10 protein-coding genes are annotated in these 18,655 nt (G+C 61.4%); 6 read left to right on the top strand and 4 right to left on the bottom strand.

Going from position 1 to position 18,655, the window contains the following annotated elements; all coding sequences use genetic code 11:
- Positions 1–140: 140 nt before the first annotated feature.
- A complete protein-coding gene (locus tag AB7M32_RS19050; RefSeq protein ID WP_454250955.1) occupies positions 141–4,970 on the bottom strand; it encodes a dermonecrotic toxin domain-containing protein in 4,830 nt (1,609 codons plus the stop codon).
- Positions 4,971–5,190: 220 nt separating this feature from the next.
- On the opposite strand from AB7M32_RS19050, the gene AB7M32_RS19045 reads away from it, so the two are divergent.
- Positions 5,191–6,222 (top strand): Ldh family oxidoreductase, encoded by a 1,032-nt coding sequence (locus tag AB7M32_RS19045; protein WP_454250954.1) that lies wholly within the window; start codon positions 5,191–5,193, stop codon positions 6,220–6,222.
- 89 nt (positions 6,223–6,311) lie between these two features.
- Positions 6,312–7,025 carry a GntR family transcriptional regulator gene (locus AB7M32_RS19040; RefSeq protein WP_003202123.1) on the top strand — a complete coding sequence of 238 codons (714 nt, stop codon included), beginning with the start codon at positions 6,312–6,314 and terminating at the stop codon, positions 7,023–7,025.
- A 971-nt stretch (positions 7,026–7,996) separates the two neighbouring features.
- Here AB7M32_RS19040 and AB7M32_RS19035 read toward each other — a convergent pair.
- Both AB7M32_RS19035 and AB7M32_RS19030 read right to left on the bottom strand, forming a co-directional pair.
- On the bottom strand, positions 7,997–8,947 hold the full coding sequence (locus tag AB7M32_RS19035; RefSeq protein ID WP_454250953.1) for a PDR/VanB family oxidoreductase: 951 nt from the start codon (positions 8,945–8,947) through the stop codon (positions 7,997–7,999).
- Entirely contained in the window at positions 8,944–10,029 is a 1,086-nt protein-coding gene (locus AB7M32_RS19030; protein ID WP_454250952.1) for a Rieske 2Fe-2S domain-containing protein, read from the bottom strand. Before AB7M32_RS19030 ends, AB7M32_RS19035 begins: the two co-directional genes overlap by 4 nt.
- 270 nt (positions 10,030–10,299) lie before the next feature.
- Between AB7M32_RS19030 and AB7M32_RS19025 the strand changes: the two genes are divergently transcribed.
- The 4 genes from AB7M32_RS19025 (at position 10,300) to AB7M32_RS19010 (ending at position 17,678) form a co-directional block, all read left to right on the top strand.
- Positions 10,300–10,722: a GlcG/HbpS family heme-binding protein gene (locus tag AB7M32_RS19025; protein ID WP_072405664.1), complete on the top strand. Its 423-nt coding sequence runs from the start codon at positions 10,300–10,302 to the stop codon at positions 10,720–10,722.
- 193 nt (positions 10,723–10,915) lie between these two features.
- Positions 10,916–11,752, top strand: a complete 837-nt coding sequence (locus AB7M32_RS19020) for an AraC family transcriptional regulator (RefSeq protein ID WP_454250951.1) — start codon at positions 10,916–10,918, stop codon at positions 11,750–11,752.
- Positions 11,753–11,805: 53 nt separating this feature from the next.
- Positions 11,806–12,408, top strand: a complete 603-nt coding sequence (locus tag AB7M32_RS19015; protein WP_454250950.1) for a LysE family translocator — start codon at positions 11,806–11,808, stop codon at positions 12,406–12,408.
- Positions 12,409–12,554: 146 nt separating this feature from the next.
- Positions 12,555–17,678 carry a dermonecrotic toxin domain-containing protein gene (locus AB7M32_RS19010; RefSeq protein ID WP_454250949.1) on the top strand — a complete coding sequence of 1,708 codons (5,124 nt, stop codon included), beginning with the start codon at positions 12,555–12,557 and terminating at the stop codon, positions 17,676–17,678.
- Here AB7M32_RS19010 and AB7M32_RS19005 read toward each other — a convergent pair.
- Positions 17,647–18,603 carry a class I SAM-dependent methyltransferase gene (locus tag AB7M32_RS19005; protein WP_454250948.1) on the bottom strand — a complete coding sequence of 319 codons (957 nt, stop codon included), beginning with the start codon at positions 18,601–18,603 and terminating at the stop codon, positions 17,647–17,649. The genes AB7M32_RS19010 and AB7M32_RS19005 overlap by 32 nt on opposite strands.
- Positions 18,604–18,655 lie beyond the last annotated feature (52 nt).

The raw sequence follows: 18,655 nt of genomic DNA, 5'->3' as shown, positions 1-18,655 counted from the left end.
ACCTTCGGCATGAGCTGCCGAGAACTGCCGTCATGGCGTTTGCGCATCAATGAGCCTGTTTTTTTCGCTCAAACATCAGTCGTAGCCTACCGTCGCATACTTTGCGTGAAAAAAAGATCAACATCCCCCTCTTGTGCAGCTCACGGCACGGCAAGTTGCCGGGAGGGACTCACATCGAGTTGCCGCCCTAGTTCACAAATCAATAGTGTGATCGAGTCGGCGTTGCGGAGTATGACGTCGATGCGCTTGCCCGGCAAAATCGGATCCAGAAAATCATCGCGGGCGATATCCATGGTTCTGGCGCCAGTGATCTTCAGGATCTCCCGGGCTGTTTCTTTGTATAAAGGCAGCAGCTCCAACTTCTTGTAGGTGTTGTCTGCGCTATCCCATTGCGTGAAAAGTTTGGATTTGGGGGTGGTCAACGAAAGTCCGTTGAGCTGCAGCTCCTTTTGCTTGGCGTATTGCACTTGCCCTAGATAAGTCGTTGTCGAAATCAAGTCGAGGAATGGCAGTACCGCGTCCAGATAGATGATATCGAGGGTATCGAACAGCTGATGGGAGACTTCATGGATGAAGGTCGCTGCCTGGGCATGGGCGTCGACATTAAAGGTGCCGGGGACGACGGCCTTGTACCAATCCAATCCCATGTCGAAGAAGAACTGTGTGAGGTAGATTCTTCCAACGGCGGTCGGCTCGAGCACGAATGCAGTGGCTCTATCCTCCAGGTGCTTGAGGTGGCCGACAACGATGCGGTTCGCATTTTGCAGTTCCCAGGAAGGATCGGCCAATGCCTGGCATATCGGTGAGATCGCTGTCTCTATTTTGCTGATAAGACTGGCATCGACGTTGCTGACGCCAAAAAACAATCTAAGGTAGCTGTCCAGTCGAGAGCCCGGAAGAACGTGTTGCTTGAATTGGTGGAGGTTGTGGAGGGCATTGAACGAGTAGAGTCGCGCGGTCTCCAGCGCTTGCACGATCGCATTGGCCCGATGGGGATATTTCCGGCGTATTTCCGTCATGCCCCGCGCTTCAATGTTCAACGAACCTTTGGCTTTGAAGTCGCTATAGGTGATGGCCATCTTCGACCCAGCCTTGCCAAAGCGGATGGTTTGGCGTTGTGGGTCGATCTCCCATGTCCGGCCATCCGGGGACTTCTTCAATAACGGCCCCTCGCCGTGTTCATCGATGATTCGCCAGGTTTGGCCGGCTTTTGCCACTTGAAAGACTTTGCCGGCCAAGGGGATATAAAGCTTGCCGTCTTCTATGGCCTTGTAAGTTCCCTCAGTCAGGTTTTTTTGCAGGTCGGACAAACTGACGCCCGTGGCTTCGAAGACGCCCAGGTCGGTACGCAGTTGGCCGGTGGAAGCGATGTCTGTCCAGTTGAGCCCCGATGGGATACTTGGCAAGGCGGGTTCAACGGGATCGAGCAGACCGAATGTATCGTCGCGATTGAGCAGGCCCAGCGAGACCATCTCTGCGGCGCCGGCGATGAAGTTGTACAAGCCGGTTTTCCAGTCATGCGCTTGCAAGGCTTCGGAAGACGCTTTGAAGTCCTGGTAGCTTTCCCACAGCGTTTCTATGAACGTCAGTTTGCCCGGCAACTGTCTTCCCACTAACCGGATGCCCGAGCTGAACAGGTGCAAGGCGGTACTCCAGTCGAATTGGCGTTTGTCCTGTGCCTGGGAACCCAACAGCTCTGCCAGCAACCTCGTGTTGTCATCGAACAGCGTGTCGAGCAGGTTTGTGCGGATAGGGTTGGAACCCAGGGTGATTTCCGAAAGGTGCCCGAGTGTCGAAGCGAACAGGTTCTTGAAAAGGGCTTGCTGGTCCTCGGGAAGCCGATGGATCAGCAAGTCCTGGAGCGCGCCGGGCGTGTTGAATGCCGCGACCACACTCGCTTCGTCCTTGAACTCGGTAAAGCAATGACCTGAGTGATAAGGGGCATACAGAACAAGGGGGTTGGTTGCCCGGGCGCTCGAACCCACCAGGTAAAGGCCAAGGGTCTTGACCGCCGCCGCGCCGCCGGTCTTGATCAGTTCCACTGGGCGAAACACTGCGCTGGCACCTTCGACCGCGCTACGGGCGACGGCATCCGGCATGTCCAGTACCTGGCGAATCAGGTCGAATGCCTTGCTGGAGAGATGTTGCTGCAGGTGCCGGGCGTGAGCATGTTGCAGCAGTTGCCAGGGGAGTTGTCGGCGGAACCGTCGCTTCCTTTGCAAGACCGGCGCGGCGGCGCCGGACAGCTTGTCCATGACCTGTGCTTTATAGGCGGTGGGAATATCCAATGACGATAATGTTTGCCTGACCGCCATCTCGTTCAATCCGTCAGGCAGTTTGTGCGTGGAGGTTGACGAGACCTTGAAGCCGTTTCGGGTCACATCGACATGATGCAAGGCAAAGTCGGTCAAGGCGCTGGCCGGTCCCACGACGGCAAGGTCCGGTGTGATCTGGAGGGTATCGGGGTCAAGGTTTTTTCCAGGGAAACGTGCGTTCAGTAACACTTTGAGTTTTTTATGCACGTAGGTGCGCAAGGGCTCGATACCGTCGAGATAGTCCTTGTCATCGGCATCGGCCACGCTGTTCTTGTACTGCTCGAGCAGTTCGATATGCAGGCGTTGATCTTCCAGGGATGCCGTACCGAGCCAGGCGGGCAGTGTCTGTTGCCGCCGGTTGGCTTGGGCGATGTCCTTGGCCCGCTTCAGGTTGGTGGGCGCGCCTTTAGCCAGCAACGCGTCGAGGCTGTTGCGCAACGCCGATCCGCTGAGTTTCCAATCTCCGATCTTCAATGTGCTCAAGTAATTGCGCTCGGCCTTGAACTGTTCGATGAACGAGTTCATCCGATTCACCAGCACATTGTCTTCCAGCAGTTCATAGGCCTGGAGTTGGTAGCGTCCGTGGGGCATGCGTTGAGCGGGCGCCAGGTTCGAGAGCCAGGCAAAGCGTGTTCGAGTGTCCAGCAGGTTTTTGTTCAATTGCTCCGTGGCCAGGTCTACGCTCGCAAAAGCCTGTAGGCCGCCAGTGGGGGACCAAAGGATGGCCATGCCCGAGTAGGGGGTATCCAGGCCGCCGCGCTCGGTCATTAAAAAACAGTTGGACAGGCGTAGGGAAATCACGCGCTCTTCAGTACGGCACGTCAGCTTCAACGCATAGACATCTGGTTGAAAGCCTCTGACGCCCAGGCGCTGCGTGCGGTCCGGGTAGTCGCCGTCGTAGGCGAAAACGTTCCTGATCAAGTCATGGGCGGCGGCCGGCAGCGTTCCGTCACGTTCTCTGAGTTCGGCCTCGGCGCGCAGGCCCAGTGAGAAGACGTTGGTCAGTTCAGGCATTAGTTTGTCCAGCCCGCTGTGCAGCGAGGCGGTGTTGGCGGGCGGCAGCTTGATGAAGTGGGTGTGAAAAGTGTCTTCGACATCGGTGTAGCTCTTGATCTTCCTCGCCAGTTGGTCGGCCATGAAGCTGGACGGTCGCAAGTCTCCGTAAAACGCCGGTCGTGTGCCCCAATGCCCATCGGTTTTCTGGTCCAGCAACCTCTTGTTGATAAAGGTGCGGATATCCAGCGCCTTGTCGATGAGTGAGTGAAGGTTGACGTCGCCCTGGCGGGACATTTCCAACGCGTAGTGCAAGTTGTCCAGCTGTTTGGCAATGATCGCGTCAGCCAGGGATTCAGCCACTGGCAAGTTCACCGATTCGCCCGACACGTGCGGCTGGTCGAAGCGCAGAAAACGGTTGCGTTCTTCCAGGCTCAAGAGGTTGTAGAGCGCTTGCCCGGGCTCGACTGTGGCCGTGGGCTTGAGCAGCGCATCCTTGAAACCCAGGTAGTCGGCGACCTTCTGCAGGCCGTGGCTGGGGGTGTAGAGATAATGATCCTTGCCGCTGATCATCAACGAACCGGCCAGTTCGACGAAACGCGGCGCATATTCCCAGAGGCGAATCGTTTCGATGAACAGCAGTGGCTCTTCCCGACGCGAAGGCCTGAAGAGTCGAAGCAGCTCCTGGCTTTGGGCCTGGGTCAGTTGTCCTTTTTCGCGCTCGATCAGGATCGCGGCCCGCAATGCGTCGCGAATGACGCGGGCAAGAAAGTGGCGGCGCGACAGGTGGAAGGGGCTGTTCGCCGCCCAGTAGGCATCGATGCATTGGCTGAGCTTGGGAATCAGGTTCCTGGCCGTTGCCTTGATGATGCCTTCCCATTGTTGCGCCGTGTGTGCACTGGTGCCGGGGTGCGTCAGGTCGACGTCATGGCCGGCAGGCCAACCCTGATGGTGAAAGTACACCAGCACGGCGTCGCTCAGCGCAATGCTCTGAGTGACCGGGATTGCATGGGTATCGCCCAGCGGGACACCCTTGCGCAAGGCGACGCGGGCCTGGCGATGATCGAAGTCGGGAAGCCGCTCGTTCAATGCCTGGTCAAGCATCGAGGTCAGTGTGGGCAGTTTGATCAGCTCATCCACCATGGCCAGGGCGTTGAGGCTCTGGGCGTAATCGATGGATTCGATCTGCGCCTTGAAAACGTCTTCGTTGATGATCTGGCTGGTTTGTGTGATGTCGGTCGTGCTGTTCAGTTCGCTGCGCTGGGAAATCGACAGGTAGCGAAACAGATCGTCGCGCCCCGCGGCGTCCTGCAGCATTTCATCGATCTTGTTTTCGAGGGCTTGCGGGTCGTTGAGTCGGGTGATCCCCTTGTCCGGCGTGTAAAGGAACGCAGACTTGAGGTCGGCTCCGTCGGTATCTGGCAGGGCCTTGAGGATAAAGCAGCCGGCCAATGGAATCGGCGCCTTGTCCTCGGCCTGGAGCAGGATCGTTTCGGCGGACATCGGCGGCCTCTGCGCCGCACGTTGCGCATGGCTGGGCAGGGAGACATGGTGCAACCAGTCGAGGTCGGCCTGGGTCAGCCCGTGAGGGGCGGTCAATTCGTCCAGGCGAGTGGCGTTCAATACCTCGGGAAATAGCAGTGGCTTGGTTTCAGTGGTCATCGTTGCTTCTCGATCAAGGCGCCGCAAGACGGCGCGAGTAGGGCGCAAGCGTTCAGGCTAGGCAACGATGGATGGGCAAGGGTGGTACATAGTTATTGCACGCCAGGCTTCTTTGATCTGCGGTGGGGAAGGATTGACAGTGCGCGCCTGAAACAGTGTTTAATCACCGGGTGGGTCCTTCACGCTGTTGCTACCTCCAACAATCATTCCGGAGCTTCAGATGTCTGCGCCATCCGATCATGCCGCTTCTTGCACCCTGTCCTTCGATGCTCTGGTGAGCTTGCTGGAGAAGATTTTCCTGCGTCATGGCACGTCGACCGAAGTCGCCCGGTGCCTGGCTGAAAACTGCGCCGGGGCCGAGCGCGACGGTGCCCATAGCCATGGCGTGTTTCGCCTTCCCGGTTACGTCTCAACGCTGAACAGCGGCTGGGTAAACGGCAAGGCCGTGCCGGTGGTCGAAGACGTGGCCTCAGGGTTCGTCGCGGTGGATGCCGGTAACGGCTTTGCCCAGCCAGCCCTGGCCGCCGCGCGGCCATTGCTGGTGGAAAAAGCCCGCAGCGCCGGTATCGCCGTTCTGGCCATTCGCAACTCCCATCACTTCGCGGCGCTCTGGCCGGATGTCGAGCCGTTTGCCTACGAAGGCCTGGTGGCGTTGAGCGTGGTCAACAGCATGACGTGTGTGGTTCCCCATGGCGCGGATCGCCCACTGTTCGGCACCAATCCCATTGCCTTCGCCGCACCACGGGCCGACGGTGAGCCGATTGTCTTCGACCTGGCCACCAGCGCCATCGCCCACGGTGACGTGCAGATTGCTGCGCGCAAGGGGGAGTTGTTGCCGTCGGGCATGGGTGTGGACAGCCTCGGTCAACCGACCCGCGACCCCAAGGCGATTCTCGAAGGCGGAGCGCTCCTGCCGTTTGGCGGACACAAGGGCTCGGCGCTGTCGATGATGGTCGAGCTACTGGCGGCGGCCCTGACCGGGGGTAACTTTTCCTTCGAGTTCGACTGGAGCAATCATCCGGGCGCCAAGACGCCGTGGACCGGCCAGTTATTGATCGTGATCGACCCCAGCAAGGCCGCCGGGCAAGACTTCGCCGAGCGCAGCCGGGAACTGGTCAGACAGATGCATGGTGTCGGGCTGCGGCGCTTGCCGGGAGACCGTCGTCATCGCGAGCGCAGCAAGGCCAATGAGCAGGGGATTGCCCTGGACGAGCAGACTTTGGCGCAGTTGCGGGAGTTGGCGGGCATTTGAACCACCGGCTTTTATCGAGGCCTTGCACTGTCGTGACACGTTGAGCCAAGCCTTCTACTATGACGGCTTCTTTCTCTGGAATCGCCTGGATGAGTAAGCCCGGCCAAACGGTGCTGGTTGCGCTGCGCAAGATGATCGCCTCGGGCGAGCTGGCCGCTGGCGAGCGCTTGATGGAAATTCCCACGGCTGAGCTGTTCGGCGTATCGCGCATGCCGGTGCGCATGGCGTTCCGCACCCTGGAGCAGGAAGGGCTGCTGGTGCGCTTTGGCGGGCGAGGTTTTCAGGTGCGTTCGGTCAGTGCCGAGCAAATCGCCGGGGCTGTGGAGGTACGTGGCGTGCTGGAGGGCCTGGCGGCACGGCAGACGGCCGAGCATGGTTTGTCTGAAGAGGCGCGCGCGATACTCGAGCAATGCCTGGTGCAGGGGGATGAACTGTTCGCCAAAGGTTATGTGACCGAGGATGACCTGGAGGTCTATCACGACCTCAACATGCGCTTTCATCAGGTGATCGTCGAAGGCAGCCACAACCCGGCGATCGCCGATGCCCTGGCTCGCAACGATCATCTGCCTTTCGCTTCAGTCACCGCCTTGGCGGTGGATCGCCAGAACATGGCCGGCGAGTTTCGCCGCTTCAACTATGCCCACATGCAACACCATTCGGTGTTCGACGCACTGATCAATCGCCAGAGCGGCCGTGCCGAGGCGATCATGCGCGAGCATGCCAATGCGACCCTGCGCTACGCCGAAGTGTTCGGCTCGACGCTGGCTGACGAGCGGATGACGGTGATTCTGCGTTCGGAGTAACTCGGCCCGGTCGCAGGTAACGGCAGAATTTCCTCTTGCCCAGATCCCTTGTGAGAGATCCCTTGTGGGAGCGAGCTTGCTCGCGATAGCGGAGTGTCAGTCGCCATTAATACCGCAGAGCCGACGCCATCGCGAGCAAGCTCGCTCCCACAATGGTTTTTTGAGGAATTGCAGGATTTTTATTGACCATAAATTCCCTGTGGGAGCGAGCTTGCTCGCGATAGCGGAGTGTCAGTCGCCATTAATACCGCAGAGCCGGCGCCATCGCGAGCAAGCTCGCTCCCACAATGGTTTTTTGAGGAATTGCAGGATTTTTATTGACCATAAATTCCCTGTGGGAGCGAGCTTGCTCGCGATAGCGGAGTGTCAGTCGCCATCAATGCCGCAGAGCCGACGCCATCGCGAGCAAGCTCGCTCCCACAATGGTTTTTTGAGGAATTGCAGGATTTTTATTGACCATAAATTCCCTGTGGGAGCGAGCTTGCTCGCGATAGCGGAGTGTCAGTCGCCATTAATACCGCAGAGCCGGCGCCATCGCGAGCAAGCTCGCTCCCACAATGGTTTTTTAGGGGATTGCAGGATTGTTATTGACCATAAATCCCCTGTGGGAGCGAGCTTGCTCGCGATAGCGGAGTGTCAGTCGCCATCAATGCCGCAGAGCCGACGCCATCGCGAGCAAGCTCGCTCCCACAATGGTTTTTTGAGGATTGCAGGATTTTTATTGACCATAAATTCCCTGTGGGAGCGAGCTTGCTCGCGATAGCGGAGTGTCAGTCGCCATCAATACCGCAGAGCCGACGCCATCGCGAGCAAGCTCGCTCCCACAATGGTTTTTTGAGGAATTGCAGGATTTTTATTGACCATAAATTCCCTGTGGGAGCGAGCTTGCTCGCGATAGCGGAGTGTCAGTCGCCATTAATACCGCAGAGCCGGCGCCATCGCGAGCAAGCTCGCTCCCACAGTATTCAGCGTTAGAGATCCAACACCAGCAGCGGGGTTTTCGACCTGGAGCAGCACGGTGTGAACTGGTCGTTGCAGGCCTGTTCAGCCTCGGTCAGGAACATATCCCGATGCTCCGGCACGCCTTCCAGCACGCGGGTCAGGCAAGTGCCGCACACGCCTTGTTCGCAGGAGATCGGGATCTCGATGCCATGGCTCTCCAGCACCTGCACCACGCTGCGGTCCGCTGGCACGTCGAAGACCTGGCCAGTGCGGGCGAGCTTGACTGAAAAGCTGCCGTCGGCACGAGTGTCGGCGGGGGCGGCGGCGAAGTATTCGCGGTGCAGGCGATCTTCCTGCCAACCCTGGCCCTTGGCGGTGTCGAGGATGTGCTGCATGAAACCACCGGGCCCGCACACGTAGAGGTGCAGGTCGTCATCGGGTGCGGCCAGCACCCTGGCGGCGTCCAGCAGGGTTTCTGGTTCTTCATCGAAATGCAGAAACACCCGGTCAGCGTAAGGGGCCTGGCGCAGGCGTTCGACAAAGGCAGCACGGTCTCGGGAGCGGGCGCAATAATGCAGCTCGAATGCTGCTCCGCTCTGGGCCAGGTGCTCGGCCATGCACAGGATTGGCGTAATGCCGATGCCTCCGGCAAACAGCAGGCTGCGCCGGGCGTGGGGAGCGAGCGAGAACAGGTTGCGTGGTTCGCTGATGTGCAAGCGCATGCCTGGCTGGATCAGCTCATGCAGGCTGCGCGAACCACCACGGGACGCCGGGTCCTTGAGCACACCAATGAGGTAGCGATGCCGTTCCTCGGGATGATTGCACAGCGAGTACTGGCGAATCAGCCCGTCGGGCAAGTGCACATCGATATGGGCGCCAGCGGTAAAGGCCGGCAATGGCTCGCCGTCGACACGGGTCAGCTCGTAGCTGCAGATATCGAGGGCTTCGCTGTGTCGCGCCGCGACCTGGACTTCGATCATGGCCGTTGCTCCGCCAGCTGTGGCTGTTGGCTGCTGGCGATCAAGCCGGCCTGAGGTTCGCGCTCCCGTGCGATCCAGCGCTCCAGCACCCGCCGGGACTGCACGCCGCCGGCATCGATGTTGAGCTTGAGCAAGTTGCGTTGCGGATGGTCCAGCAGGTTGCGCTGCTGGCGTTCGAGCATTTCCAGGTCTTCGCTGAAAATCTTGCCTTGGCCTTCGCGAATGGACGCGGTGAGGGCTTCATCCTGCGGCTGGAAGTGCCGGGCCATGCCCCAGAAATACCAGATCGAGGTCTCGGTTTCCGGTGTAATGAAATCCACCACGATGCTCGACGCCTTGAACTGCGGCGCGGCGTGATAACCGCCGTTGCCAGCATGGGCCACGCCCACTTCGATCAGCACATGGCTGGGCGGGGTGAAGCGGCAGATCTGCCAGCGGTCCACCGGCACGTCGTCGGCCAGGTTGTTGCCACGCAGGGCCATGCGCCAGAACGGCGGAGCCATGATGTTTTCCATATGCCGGGCGGTGACCACTTCATCGCCTTCGACGGTGGTCACTGGTGGCGCCTCGTCGATTTCCTTCTGGCCGATGCTCGAGGCGTGGACATAGGTTTCGTGGGTCAGGTCCATCAGGTTGTCGATCATCAGGCGATAGTCGCACTGGATATGGAACAGACCGCCACCGTAGGCCCATTCATCACTTTCGGCCCACTCCAGATGATGGATGAGGTCCGGGTCGGCCAGCGCCTGATCACCGGGCCAGACCCAGATGAAGCCATACCGTTCCTGCACCGTAAAGGTCTTGTTGCAGGGGAATCCTCGTACCCGTTGCCCTGGCATCTCGACGGTCTTGCCATCACCGCCCATCACCAAGCCGTGATAGCCGCACACCAGGTTGCCATTCTCGACGTAGCCCAGAGAGAGCGGGGCGCCACGGTGGGGGCAGAAGTCTTCCACGGCTGCGACCTTACCTTCATGCCCTCGGTAAAAAACCATCTTTTCACCGCAAATCTGCCGGCCCAGGGGTTTGTCGGCGATTTCATCGGGGGTGCAGGCAACGTACCAGGCGTTTTTGGGGTACATGACGGATCTCCAAGCGGATGTTGTTCTTGTCTGTGGATCCATTAACTCTCTTAACTAATTTCGTTGTCAACGGTTTTGCTGGATAAATGGATGATTGGCTTGCTTAGTGGATCCATTAGTGGCCGGTGGACGATCGCAGGCCGCTGGCATCCGGGGCTTCATCGAACGGCTGCAGGTGCGCTATGGTTCGCAGAACGAAGTATTCCTGGACCTGCTGGGCGGGTGTCTGATTGTCTTGCGGGCTTGCTGCTGCACAACACGGAGTGATTCATGAAGACCAAAGCGGTACTCACTGAGCAGGACGTTGCGCAATTGCTGGTGGCGGCCAAGGAGCTGGCGCACCAGCGCCAATGGGCCGTTTCGGTCTGTGTGGTGGACGACGGCGGTCATCCTCTCGGGCTGTTGCGCCTGGACGATGCCTCGCCGTTATCGGCCTATATTGCGACGGAAAAAGCCCGCACGGCCGCCATGGGCCGGCGCGACAGCAAGGTTTTCGAAGACATGATCAATGGTGGGCGCTACGCGTTTCTCAGCGCTCCGCACCTGCAGGGCATGCTTGAAGGTGGGGTGACGATCCGTCATGACGGTCAATGCATCGGCGCCATTGGCGTGTCCGGGGTCAGGGCCGAGCAGGATGCGGAATTGGCGCGGCTGGCAATGGAGGCGGTGCTGCCTATAACCCCGCAAGCCTGACGCTGAGGACGAGGCTGATAACCTGTGAGAGCGGGCTTGCTCGCGAAGGCGGTGTGTCAGTCGATGCATGGGTTGGCTGATACACCGCCTTCGCGAGCAAGCCCGCTCCCACCGGGAATTGCACAAATCTTCCAGACGTCATCCCTGCGAGCGGTTAATCTGCTTCGGTCGGGTACACAAAACGAGGCGGCTCATGACGGCGCGCAACTGGATCGATCTCAAGCAGGACGCCACGTCCGGTATCGAGACCGTGCGTGCGCATTTCAAGGGGCATGCCTATGATCCCCATTGGCATGACACCTACCTGGTGGGCGTAACCGAGCAGGGTGTGCAGCAGTTTCATTGCCGCCGCCAGCAGCACAACAGCACGCCGGGCAAGGTGTTCCTGCTTGAGCCCGGCGAGTTGCATGACGGCAACGCGCCCCACGACCACGGGTTTACCTACCGCACGTTGTACCTGGAACCCCAATGGCTGGAGCGCGAGTTGCGTTCCTTGTTCGACGTGGCGCCGGACAACGCCCAATTGGGATTCGCCGCCACCCTGACCGACGATGCGCGGCTGGCGAGTGCCACGGCCCTGGCCTTCCAGAGCCTGCATGAGCAGGAAATCCGCATCGTGCGCCAGACGGCCCTCGATACCTTATTGGCCAACCTGACCCGACACCTTCACTGGCGGGCGCGGATCAACCCGGATCCGCGGTTGCCATTGGTGGCGCAGCAGGCCCGGGATTACCTGCACAGCCACCTGAGCGACGACATCGGTCTGGACGACCTGGCGCGGGTCACCGGTGTGGATCGTTTTCGCCTGAGCCGTGCATTCAAGGCCGCTTTCGGCCTGGCTCCCCATGCCTATCTGATCCAGTTGCGCCTGGCCCGCGCCCGGCGCTTGCTGGCCTCTGGCGAGAGCGCCGGGACGGTGGCGGCCATGCTCGGTTTTGCCGACCAGAGCCACTTGGGGCGCTGGTTCCAGCGTGCCTATCGCCTGAGCCCGGCGGACTACCGCAAGCGCTGCTCAATTGTTCCAGACTGAGCGGGCCTTCGTGGGGATGATCGAGTGACGATCATTCACCGAGAAGTTGCTCCATGGACCAGTTACTGCCGTTTGCCTTGTTCGCCTTTGTCGCCTCCATCACCCCGGGCCCGACCAATATTCTGGTGCTGAGCCATAGCTCGCGCTTCGGCCTGGCCACCACCTTGCCGATCATCCTCGGCGCGTGCGCGGCGGCAGCCTTGTTGGTGCTCCTGGTCGGCACCGGATTGGGGGATGTGCTCGCGCGCCATGCCACGATTCAAACATTGCTCTCATGGGCCGGTATTGCCTGGTTGAGCTGGATGGCTTGGCAGATTTTCAGCGCCCCGGCCCAGGCCATTGACCCGGACCGTCCGGTTGAAGGCCCGCGACTGGGCCTGGTGGGGGCCGCCGGGTTGCAACTGGTGAACCCCAAGACCTGGATGATGGCGCTGGCGGTGGTCAGCGTGTTTGCTGGCGCCGAGGCCGACCGGACGGTCCGGGTCCTTTGGCTGTCCCTGGCATTTTTCGCGATTTCCATTCCCTGCATGACCGTCTGGGCCTACCTGGGCTTGGGGGCCGCCAGGTTCTGTCGCTCAGCCGTGGCGATGGGACGCTTCAATCGCAGCATGGCGGTGTTACTGCTGGTGTCGGCGTGGTTGACGCTGGTGGTGTAGCCGTTTGCCGGCCCCCGTTCGCGCAACCCCTTGCAATGGTTGGACGGTTTCAAAAGAGGGCCATTTCTTAGAGCATCGGGCTCGCATCTATTCAGCGTACGTTACTTGTCGAATACCCAATCGCCCCCAAGGATGGAGGTTCCACCATGTCTACCCTCGATAACCATGTCGAGTTTATCCAGGCCAGGCTGCCCGCCTGGCTGAAACGAGCCCCACGGCCCCAGCAGGAGCGCTTCAGGGTACTCACCCGGCAACTGCAACACGACAGCGACGCACTCAACGCATTGCTCAAGGACCTGCCGACGCCCTATGCCTTTACCCTCGATCTGCTCAAGGTGCAGCCGCAGGTGCAAGGCTGGAGCCAGGTCAATGGCCGCGGTGATATCGCGGAGGCGCTACGTCGGGCAAGGGTCCGACGCAGCTCGTTCATCACGGATCCCTCGCTGTCGGTCGTCGAAGCGGCCATGCGCAACTACCCTCCCGACGATGCAGTCACCGGCAGCGCGTTCGATCAAAAGGGCGAGCTTTTCATCAAGGGCAAGCCCGGGGAGTTCTATCGTTGGGGCGCCCCGACGGACACCACGCCGCTGCCCATGACCCCGGCCAGTTTTGCTCGCCTGTGCCGCAGCATCGATGTGGGCGGGGCCTATCGGCGCTCGCTCGAATGGCGGCTGCCGCGTATCGGCCATCAAGTGCCCGTCGTCGCCACGGCCTATATGGCCTATGCACGCAGCCAGCTCACCTATGACGCCTACGAGGCGAAGCTGGATGGTCGCCTGGACAACACCGGTGAGCGCTTGCTGGCCCACGTCGGCGTCCAGTTGGAAGATCGGCCCGTGGCGCCCCTGGCCTGCGAGGTCAAGGCGTTGGCGTTGCTGTCGGCACCGCTGTTCGGCGCTCGGGTGTACTGGGGGCTGGCAGGGGATGCCAAGGGTGTTCGCCCGATCGTGCTGCACATGCCCCATGATGCGGTGGCACCGCTCAAACAGTTTCCCAGCCTGCAGGCACTGTCGGCCGAGCTGACCGAACGGGTCCGCAAACGCAGTTACCGCCAGACCCTGTTGCGTTATCTGCCGCTGCGTCTGCAGGCCAGCCTGGGGTCGGCCCTGCACGATCAGGTGGAGTGGGAGGTCACGGACAACCTCAATCTTTTCCAGGAAATCCATGCCCGAATCACCGGGTGGCGCGAGGGCGAGCGAGGCGAGGACGGCAACCCTCGACGCATTCGGATCCCCACGCCCAAGGTGGCCTGGGGCCTGGATGACCTGCGCGAGGATCCCTGGCACGCCACCTACCACGAATGGCGTGGTCATACCCTGGCCAACGCCTCGGCCTTGATGGTTCCGACCCGGGATCAGGACTGGCGGGCGCTGCTGGCTCGCCTCGAATACTGGGAAAGCCTGGTCGAGCGTTCGCTGATGGTCGCCGCGACCTTTTTCCCGTTCTGCGCACCGGTGGGCCTGGTTGCCGCCGCAGTAGGTGGGGTGCGCCTGGTGTATGAAATCTTCGAAGGGATCCAGGCGTTCAATGAAGGTCACGCGCAAGAAGGTATCGAGCATATCTTCAACGCGTTGTTCGGGGTGGCCCAGGGCGCTTACCTGGGCTTCATTGGCGCAGCCATCGAGCCCATGCCCGTGGCTGATGGCACCACCCGGTTGTGGAATGGCGACATGCGCCCCTTTGAAGCACAGCGTTTGCCTCCCGTTGACGCCGAGCAGGACGCCTGGGGTGTCTGGCGCACGGCTGACGAGGCCTGGGTGCGGATCGAGGATCGTTACTTCGAAGTGCAAGGCACGCGGGACAACGTGAATCTGCGCCTGCCTCCCGGGCATACAGGCGTTGCGCCGCCGCTGGAATGGAACCGCACGCGAGGCTGGCAGTGGGCGCATCGCAACCCCTTGCAGCGAAATGGCCTGGAGCTGTTGCGAACTTTCACCGAGACGCCCGCGGAACTCGACGACCCTACGATCCTGGCCGTGCAACGCCAGGTCGGTATCGGCGACGCGCATTTGCGCTATCTGCAAGTGGAGGCGCGGCCAATGCCGGCCATATTGGCCGATGCCCTGGACGAGGCGCGGAACTGGCAATGGGTGCGACACACCATCGAACGCCTGCGCCGTGGCGAAGCGCCACAAGGGAGGCATTTTCGCATTGTCCAGACCCTCGTGGAGTTGCCGGGCTGGCCGGAAGACATGACCTTGCGCTACCACGATGGCGTCAATCTCTACCCCGTAGGCGATACGGCCGACACCCGCTCCATCCTCCTGACGAAAACCGACCTGGCCCATGACGCCTGGGCCGCTCGCATCCTGGAAGGCTTGAGCAGCGACGAGCAAACCGTACTGCTGGGGCAAAGCAGTATCGGTTTGCCACCGCTGGAGCGAAGTCGCCTGTTGGCCGACCGTTGGGCCGTACGCCTGGAGCGTGACGCCAGGCGGGTGACGATGGCCATGGGCAGGTCCACCCGGCTCGATCCACTGGCCGTGCCCTTGGTCCAGGCATTCCCGAACCTGCCTGAATCCATCGCCAACGAGCTCGTTCGCGATGTGACAGGCAACGACCGGCTGCGCTTGCTCGAGGGTCGGGTGGCCGGGCAGCTCGGCAGGCAGGCGGCCGAAGCGTTGCGTGAGCTGCGTTTGAGTCGTGCGCTGCGCGCCTTGGAGCGTGGCGAAAGCAGCGTCGATCGGGATCGCGTCATCATGGGGCTGCTGGCGGATATGCCCACTCTCCGCGGGCGTCTGCACCTTCGGCTGTGGTTGCGCGAGCTGGCGGATCCGATCGGGCTAGGGGACGCCGGGCCGCTGAAAGTCATCCGCCAGGAAGGTGAACTGTATCGACCCTTCGACGAAACCGGCGAAGAACTGGCGAACGCCGTGGCCCTGGAGGCTGCGCTGCTAAGGGCCATGCCGGACGAGGCTCGCAGCGCCCTGGGCCTGAACATCTGGGAGACGGAGCGGCTGCGCAGCCAACTGCTGGCACAGGCCCTGGAAGACCGGCAAGCCCTGCGTCCGTATTTGGCGATGCGTCACCTGGGCAGCCTCGGGTCTCGTCCGCAATGGCTGAACGGACACCTGGTTTACCCGCTCAGCGGCCGTGGCCGACTGCCGTTGCAGGAGTGGCAAGGCAGCCTGCGTCAGCGTCTGGAGCGGCTCTATCCCGCCCACGCGGGAAATGCACTGGAACGGCTGCAGCTTGGCCTGACCGAACAGGCCGGGCTCGAGGGCATCAGCCTCAACGATGTGATCACCCGCCTGGAGCACGAATGGACCACCCTGGACGAGGGGCTGCGCCAATGGGTCGACCAGGAAGGCTTTCATCATCCCGCCGAACAGGTTCTGGACCGTGAGGCGCTGGTCGCGCAGCGCCAGGTCATTGCGAGGGAAATTCGCCGGGCCTGGCAGCGCGCGCCTGACCCGGGCAGGGAGGGCGCAGAGTTGGTATTGCGGATAGAAAACATCAACGTCGGCCGGCTGCCCCCCATCCCGGTTCGTTTCGAGCACATCGAATCAATGGTGCTGGCCAATCTGGAGCTGGTCGAGGATCCTTCAGACTTCCTGCGCATGTTCCCCGGCATCGAATCGCTGAACCTGCGGGGCAATCACCTCACGGCCGTCCCCATAGCGGTAGGTGAGTTGCGGGCGCTGGTGGATCTGTCATTGGCCCGCAACCCGTTGCACTTGAGCGCGGATGTGTTTGTCCCTCTGTTGGGCGATGATCCTTCGATCCCGTTATGGACCCTGGACGTGTCCGGGATCAGCAGCGGCGCGGCATCGGGAACCAACGCCGAGGTGCTTGCCGCCATTGGCAGCCTGGCTGGGCTACCGTCCCTGCGTGAAGTCATCTGGACCGACAACCTGGATTTCACGCCCGAGCAGTTGCAGGCCCTGACTGCCACATTGCCCGACCTGCGGGCGCTGAACCTGGCACGCTGCGGCCTGCGGCTGGACGAGGAGGGCAGCGCCTTCCTGCGCAGCGCCACCGCTTTGCAGGAACTGCGCCTGAGTGAAAACAACTGCCGGGACCTGCCGGAGCTCCCCGAGCTTGCAAACCTGATGACGCTGGAGCTGGGCAGGACCGGCCTGGATCGGGTGCCCTCGTTGGCCTTGGCGGTGCTGGCCAGGCATTCCGATGTGTTCATTTCCGACACGTTCGTCGTTGACCTCAGCGGCAACCGTATCACCTCTATCCAGGATGACCTGCTCCCTGCGCTCAACCGTTTGCGGAGCCTTGACACACTTGGGGTCTGGCTTGACGACAACCCCTTGCCCAGCGCCCAGATCAATGCCCTGCGCAATGTGTTTCCCGAGGCGTTTCACTACACCGTCGACGAGTGGCTCTATATTTCTGCCTCGCTCCAAAGGGCACTGGAGGTCGCCCGTGACGATCCCGGGATGCGGGGGTTCATCGATTGGTTTTCTGGCCGCGTCCGCGAAGCTGACGAGGATTCCCCAGCCGGGCTGGCGTTCGGCGTTCGCCAGAGGGCCGGGGCCGTTCTGCAGCACTTTATCGGTTATGGAAATGTCTATGGCCGCCTGCCCACCTTGATTGGCGATTTCGATGTGCAACTTCGCCAACTGCGCACGCGTTTGCAAATCCGCAGCCAAGACAGGGAGCAGCCGGACATCGGCGAGCTGGAGCTGCACTTCACGATGTTCGAGTCGGTGATGCGTGCACGACTGTCCCGGGACGGGGCGCCGTTCGCGAGTTTCCTGGCCGAACACCTCTCCCATTGGGACTTCGCGCTGATGGATCGCTATATCGATCCCTTGCAGCGCCATGCGCAGATGAGCCGAGAGGCGTTCATCGAATGGCTCAGCGACGCCCAGGATACCTTCGACAGCAACGATCAAACCCCGCGTACCGGCGAGATGACCTGGCGGCCTTACCTGGGCCTGATGTCCCGCGAATGGACCGATGGACTGGCGATCTGGGAAATGGTCGATGACGACCTGGTGAACGCCTTCAGCGAGCCTATCGATCCGTCCCGCTGGCCCCAGGTCATGCTGGATAACCTGGTTTCGCCGGACCCCGAATTACCCAGCCCCTTGGAGCCGGTCACCGAAGGCGAGCGGATCGTCTGGCGGCGCACGGGGCTCGAAGCCGTTGCCGATGTGGATTGGAGGGGCGGCCAGCCGGTGACGCTCAACGAGGATCAGTTGCGCCGCACCATGGCCGTCTACCGCTCGGTCAAGAGCCGGGAGGTCGAGGCCCTGGTACGCCGGGTGACCAGGAGCCTGGTCACCGCCTGGTGGCCGGTGCTGCCGCTTTGAAGACCAGCGCCTTCAGGCCACATTGCACGTCGGCATCGGGAAACTCTGGTGGGTTGGCCAGCCGCTGCTCGAACGTCAGCCCGGGGGCTTCGCGGGTGACCCCGTCGATGAGGAAGTCCGGGCCGGTGGCCGGGTCATTGCTGCAGGCCAGGACCGTGCCGTCGGCCGTCAGCAGTTCCGGTAGGCGGCGCAGGACCCGCTGGTAGTCCTTGGTCAGCAGGAAGCTGCCTTTCTGGAAGGTCGGCGGGTCGATGATCACCAGGTCATACGGCCCGCTATTGATCACCTTGCCCCAGGATTTGAACAGGTCATGGCCGAGGAAGCTCACCTGGCCAAGGTCATGGCCGTTCAGGCGATGGTTGTCACGGCCTCGACTGAGGGCCGCGCGCGACATGTCCAGGTTGACCACATGCCGCGCACCGCCGGCGATGGCCGCCACCGAGAAGCCGCAGGTGTAGGCGAACAGGTTCAGTACCCGCTTGCCACTGGCGTTGGCCCGCACCCAGTCGCGACCGTAGCGCATGTCGAGGAACAGGCCGTTGTTCTGTTTCCTGCCCAAGTCGATCCGATAGCGCAGGCCACCTTCGGTCAGGGTCCATTCGTCGATGGGGTCGCCCACCAGCCACTGGGTGAGGCTCTGGGGCAGGTAGCGGTGTTGCACGGCGAGGGTATGGGCGCCGCTGTTTTTCCACGCGGGCGAGGCGGCGAGAGCGAGCAGTATGGACATCAGGTCATCCAACTGCACTGGTTCCGGTTCTTTGAACAACGAAACCAGCACAATCCCTTGCAGCCAGTCGACGGTGATGTGCTCCAACCCTGGCCAGCACCGGCCGCGACCATGGAACAAACGGCGGGTTTCTTCCGGCGGGGAGGCCAGGGCTGTCAGCAAATGGGTCTGCAGATCATTTAGAACTTGAGGGGTCATCAGGCAAGGCCGGCGATTCGAAAGACCGGCATTTTAACCTGTGGCGCGGGAG

This window comes from Pseudomonas sp. R151218B TE3479, assembly GCF_053629195.1.
The sequence above is the reverse complement of the archived record's forward strand: the minus strand, read 5'-3'. Positions and strand labels throughout refer to the sequence as shown.

Excerpts from the sequence above, each read along its gene's own strand:
- AB7M32_RS19050 (WP_454250955.1), bottom strand. The coding sequence starts at position 4,970 with ATGACCACTGAAACCAAGCCACTGCTATTTCCCGAGGTATTGAACGCC.
- AB7M32_RS19045 (WP_454250954.1), top strand. The coding sequence starts at position 5,191 with ATGTCTGCGCCATCCGATCATGCCGCTTCTTGCACCCTGTCCTTCGAT.
- AB7M32_RS19040 (WP_003202123.1), top strand. The coding sequence starts at position 6,312 with ATGAGTAAGCCCGGCCAAACGGTGCTGGTTGCGCTGCGCAAGATGATC.
- AB7M32_RS19035 (WP_454250953.1), bottom strand. The coding sequence starts at position 8,947 with ATGATCGAAGTCCAGGTCGCGGCGCGACACAGCGAAGCCCTCGATATC.
- AB7M32_RS19030 (WP_454250952.1), bottom strand. The coding sequence starts at position 10,029 with ATGTACCCCAAAAACGCCTGGTACGTTGCCTGCACCCCCGATGAAATC.
- AB7M32_RS19025 (WP_072405664.1), top strand. The coding sequence starts at position 10,300 with ATGAAGACCAAAGCGGTACTCACTGAGCAGGACGTTGCGCAATTGCTG.
- AB7M32_RS19020 (WP_454250951.1), top strand. The coding sequence starts at position 10,916 with ATGACGGCGCGCAACTGGATCGATCTCAAGCAGGACGCCACGTCCGGT.
- AB7M32_RS19015 (WP_454250950.1), top strand. The coding sequence starts at position 11,806 with ATGGACCAGTTACTGCCGTTTGCCTTGTTCGCCTTTGTCGCCTCCATC.
- AB7M32_RS19010 (WP_454250949.1), top strand. The coding sequence starts at position 12,555 with ATGTCTACCCTCGATAACCATGTCGAGTTTATCCAGGCCAGGCTGCCC.
- AB7M32_RS19005 (WP_454250948.1), bottom strand. The coding sequence starts at position 18,603 with ATGACCCCTCAAGTTCTAAATGATCTGCAGACCCATTTGCTGACAGCC.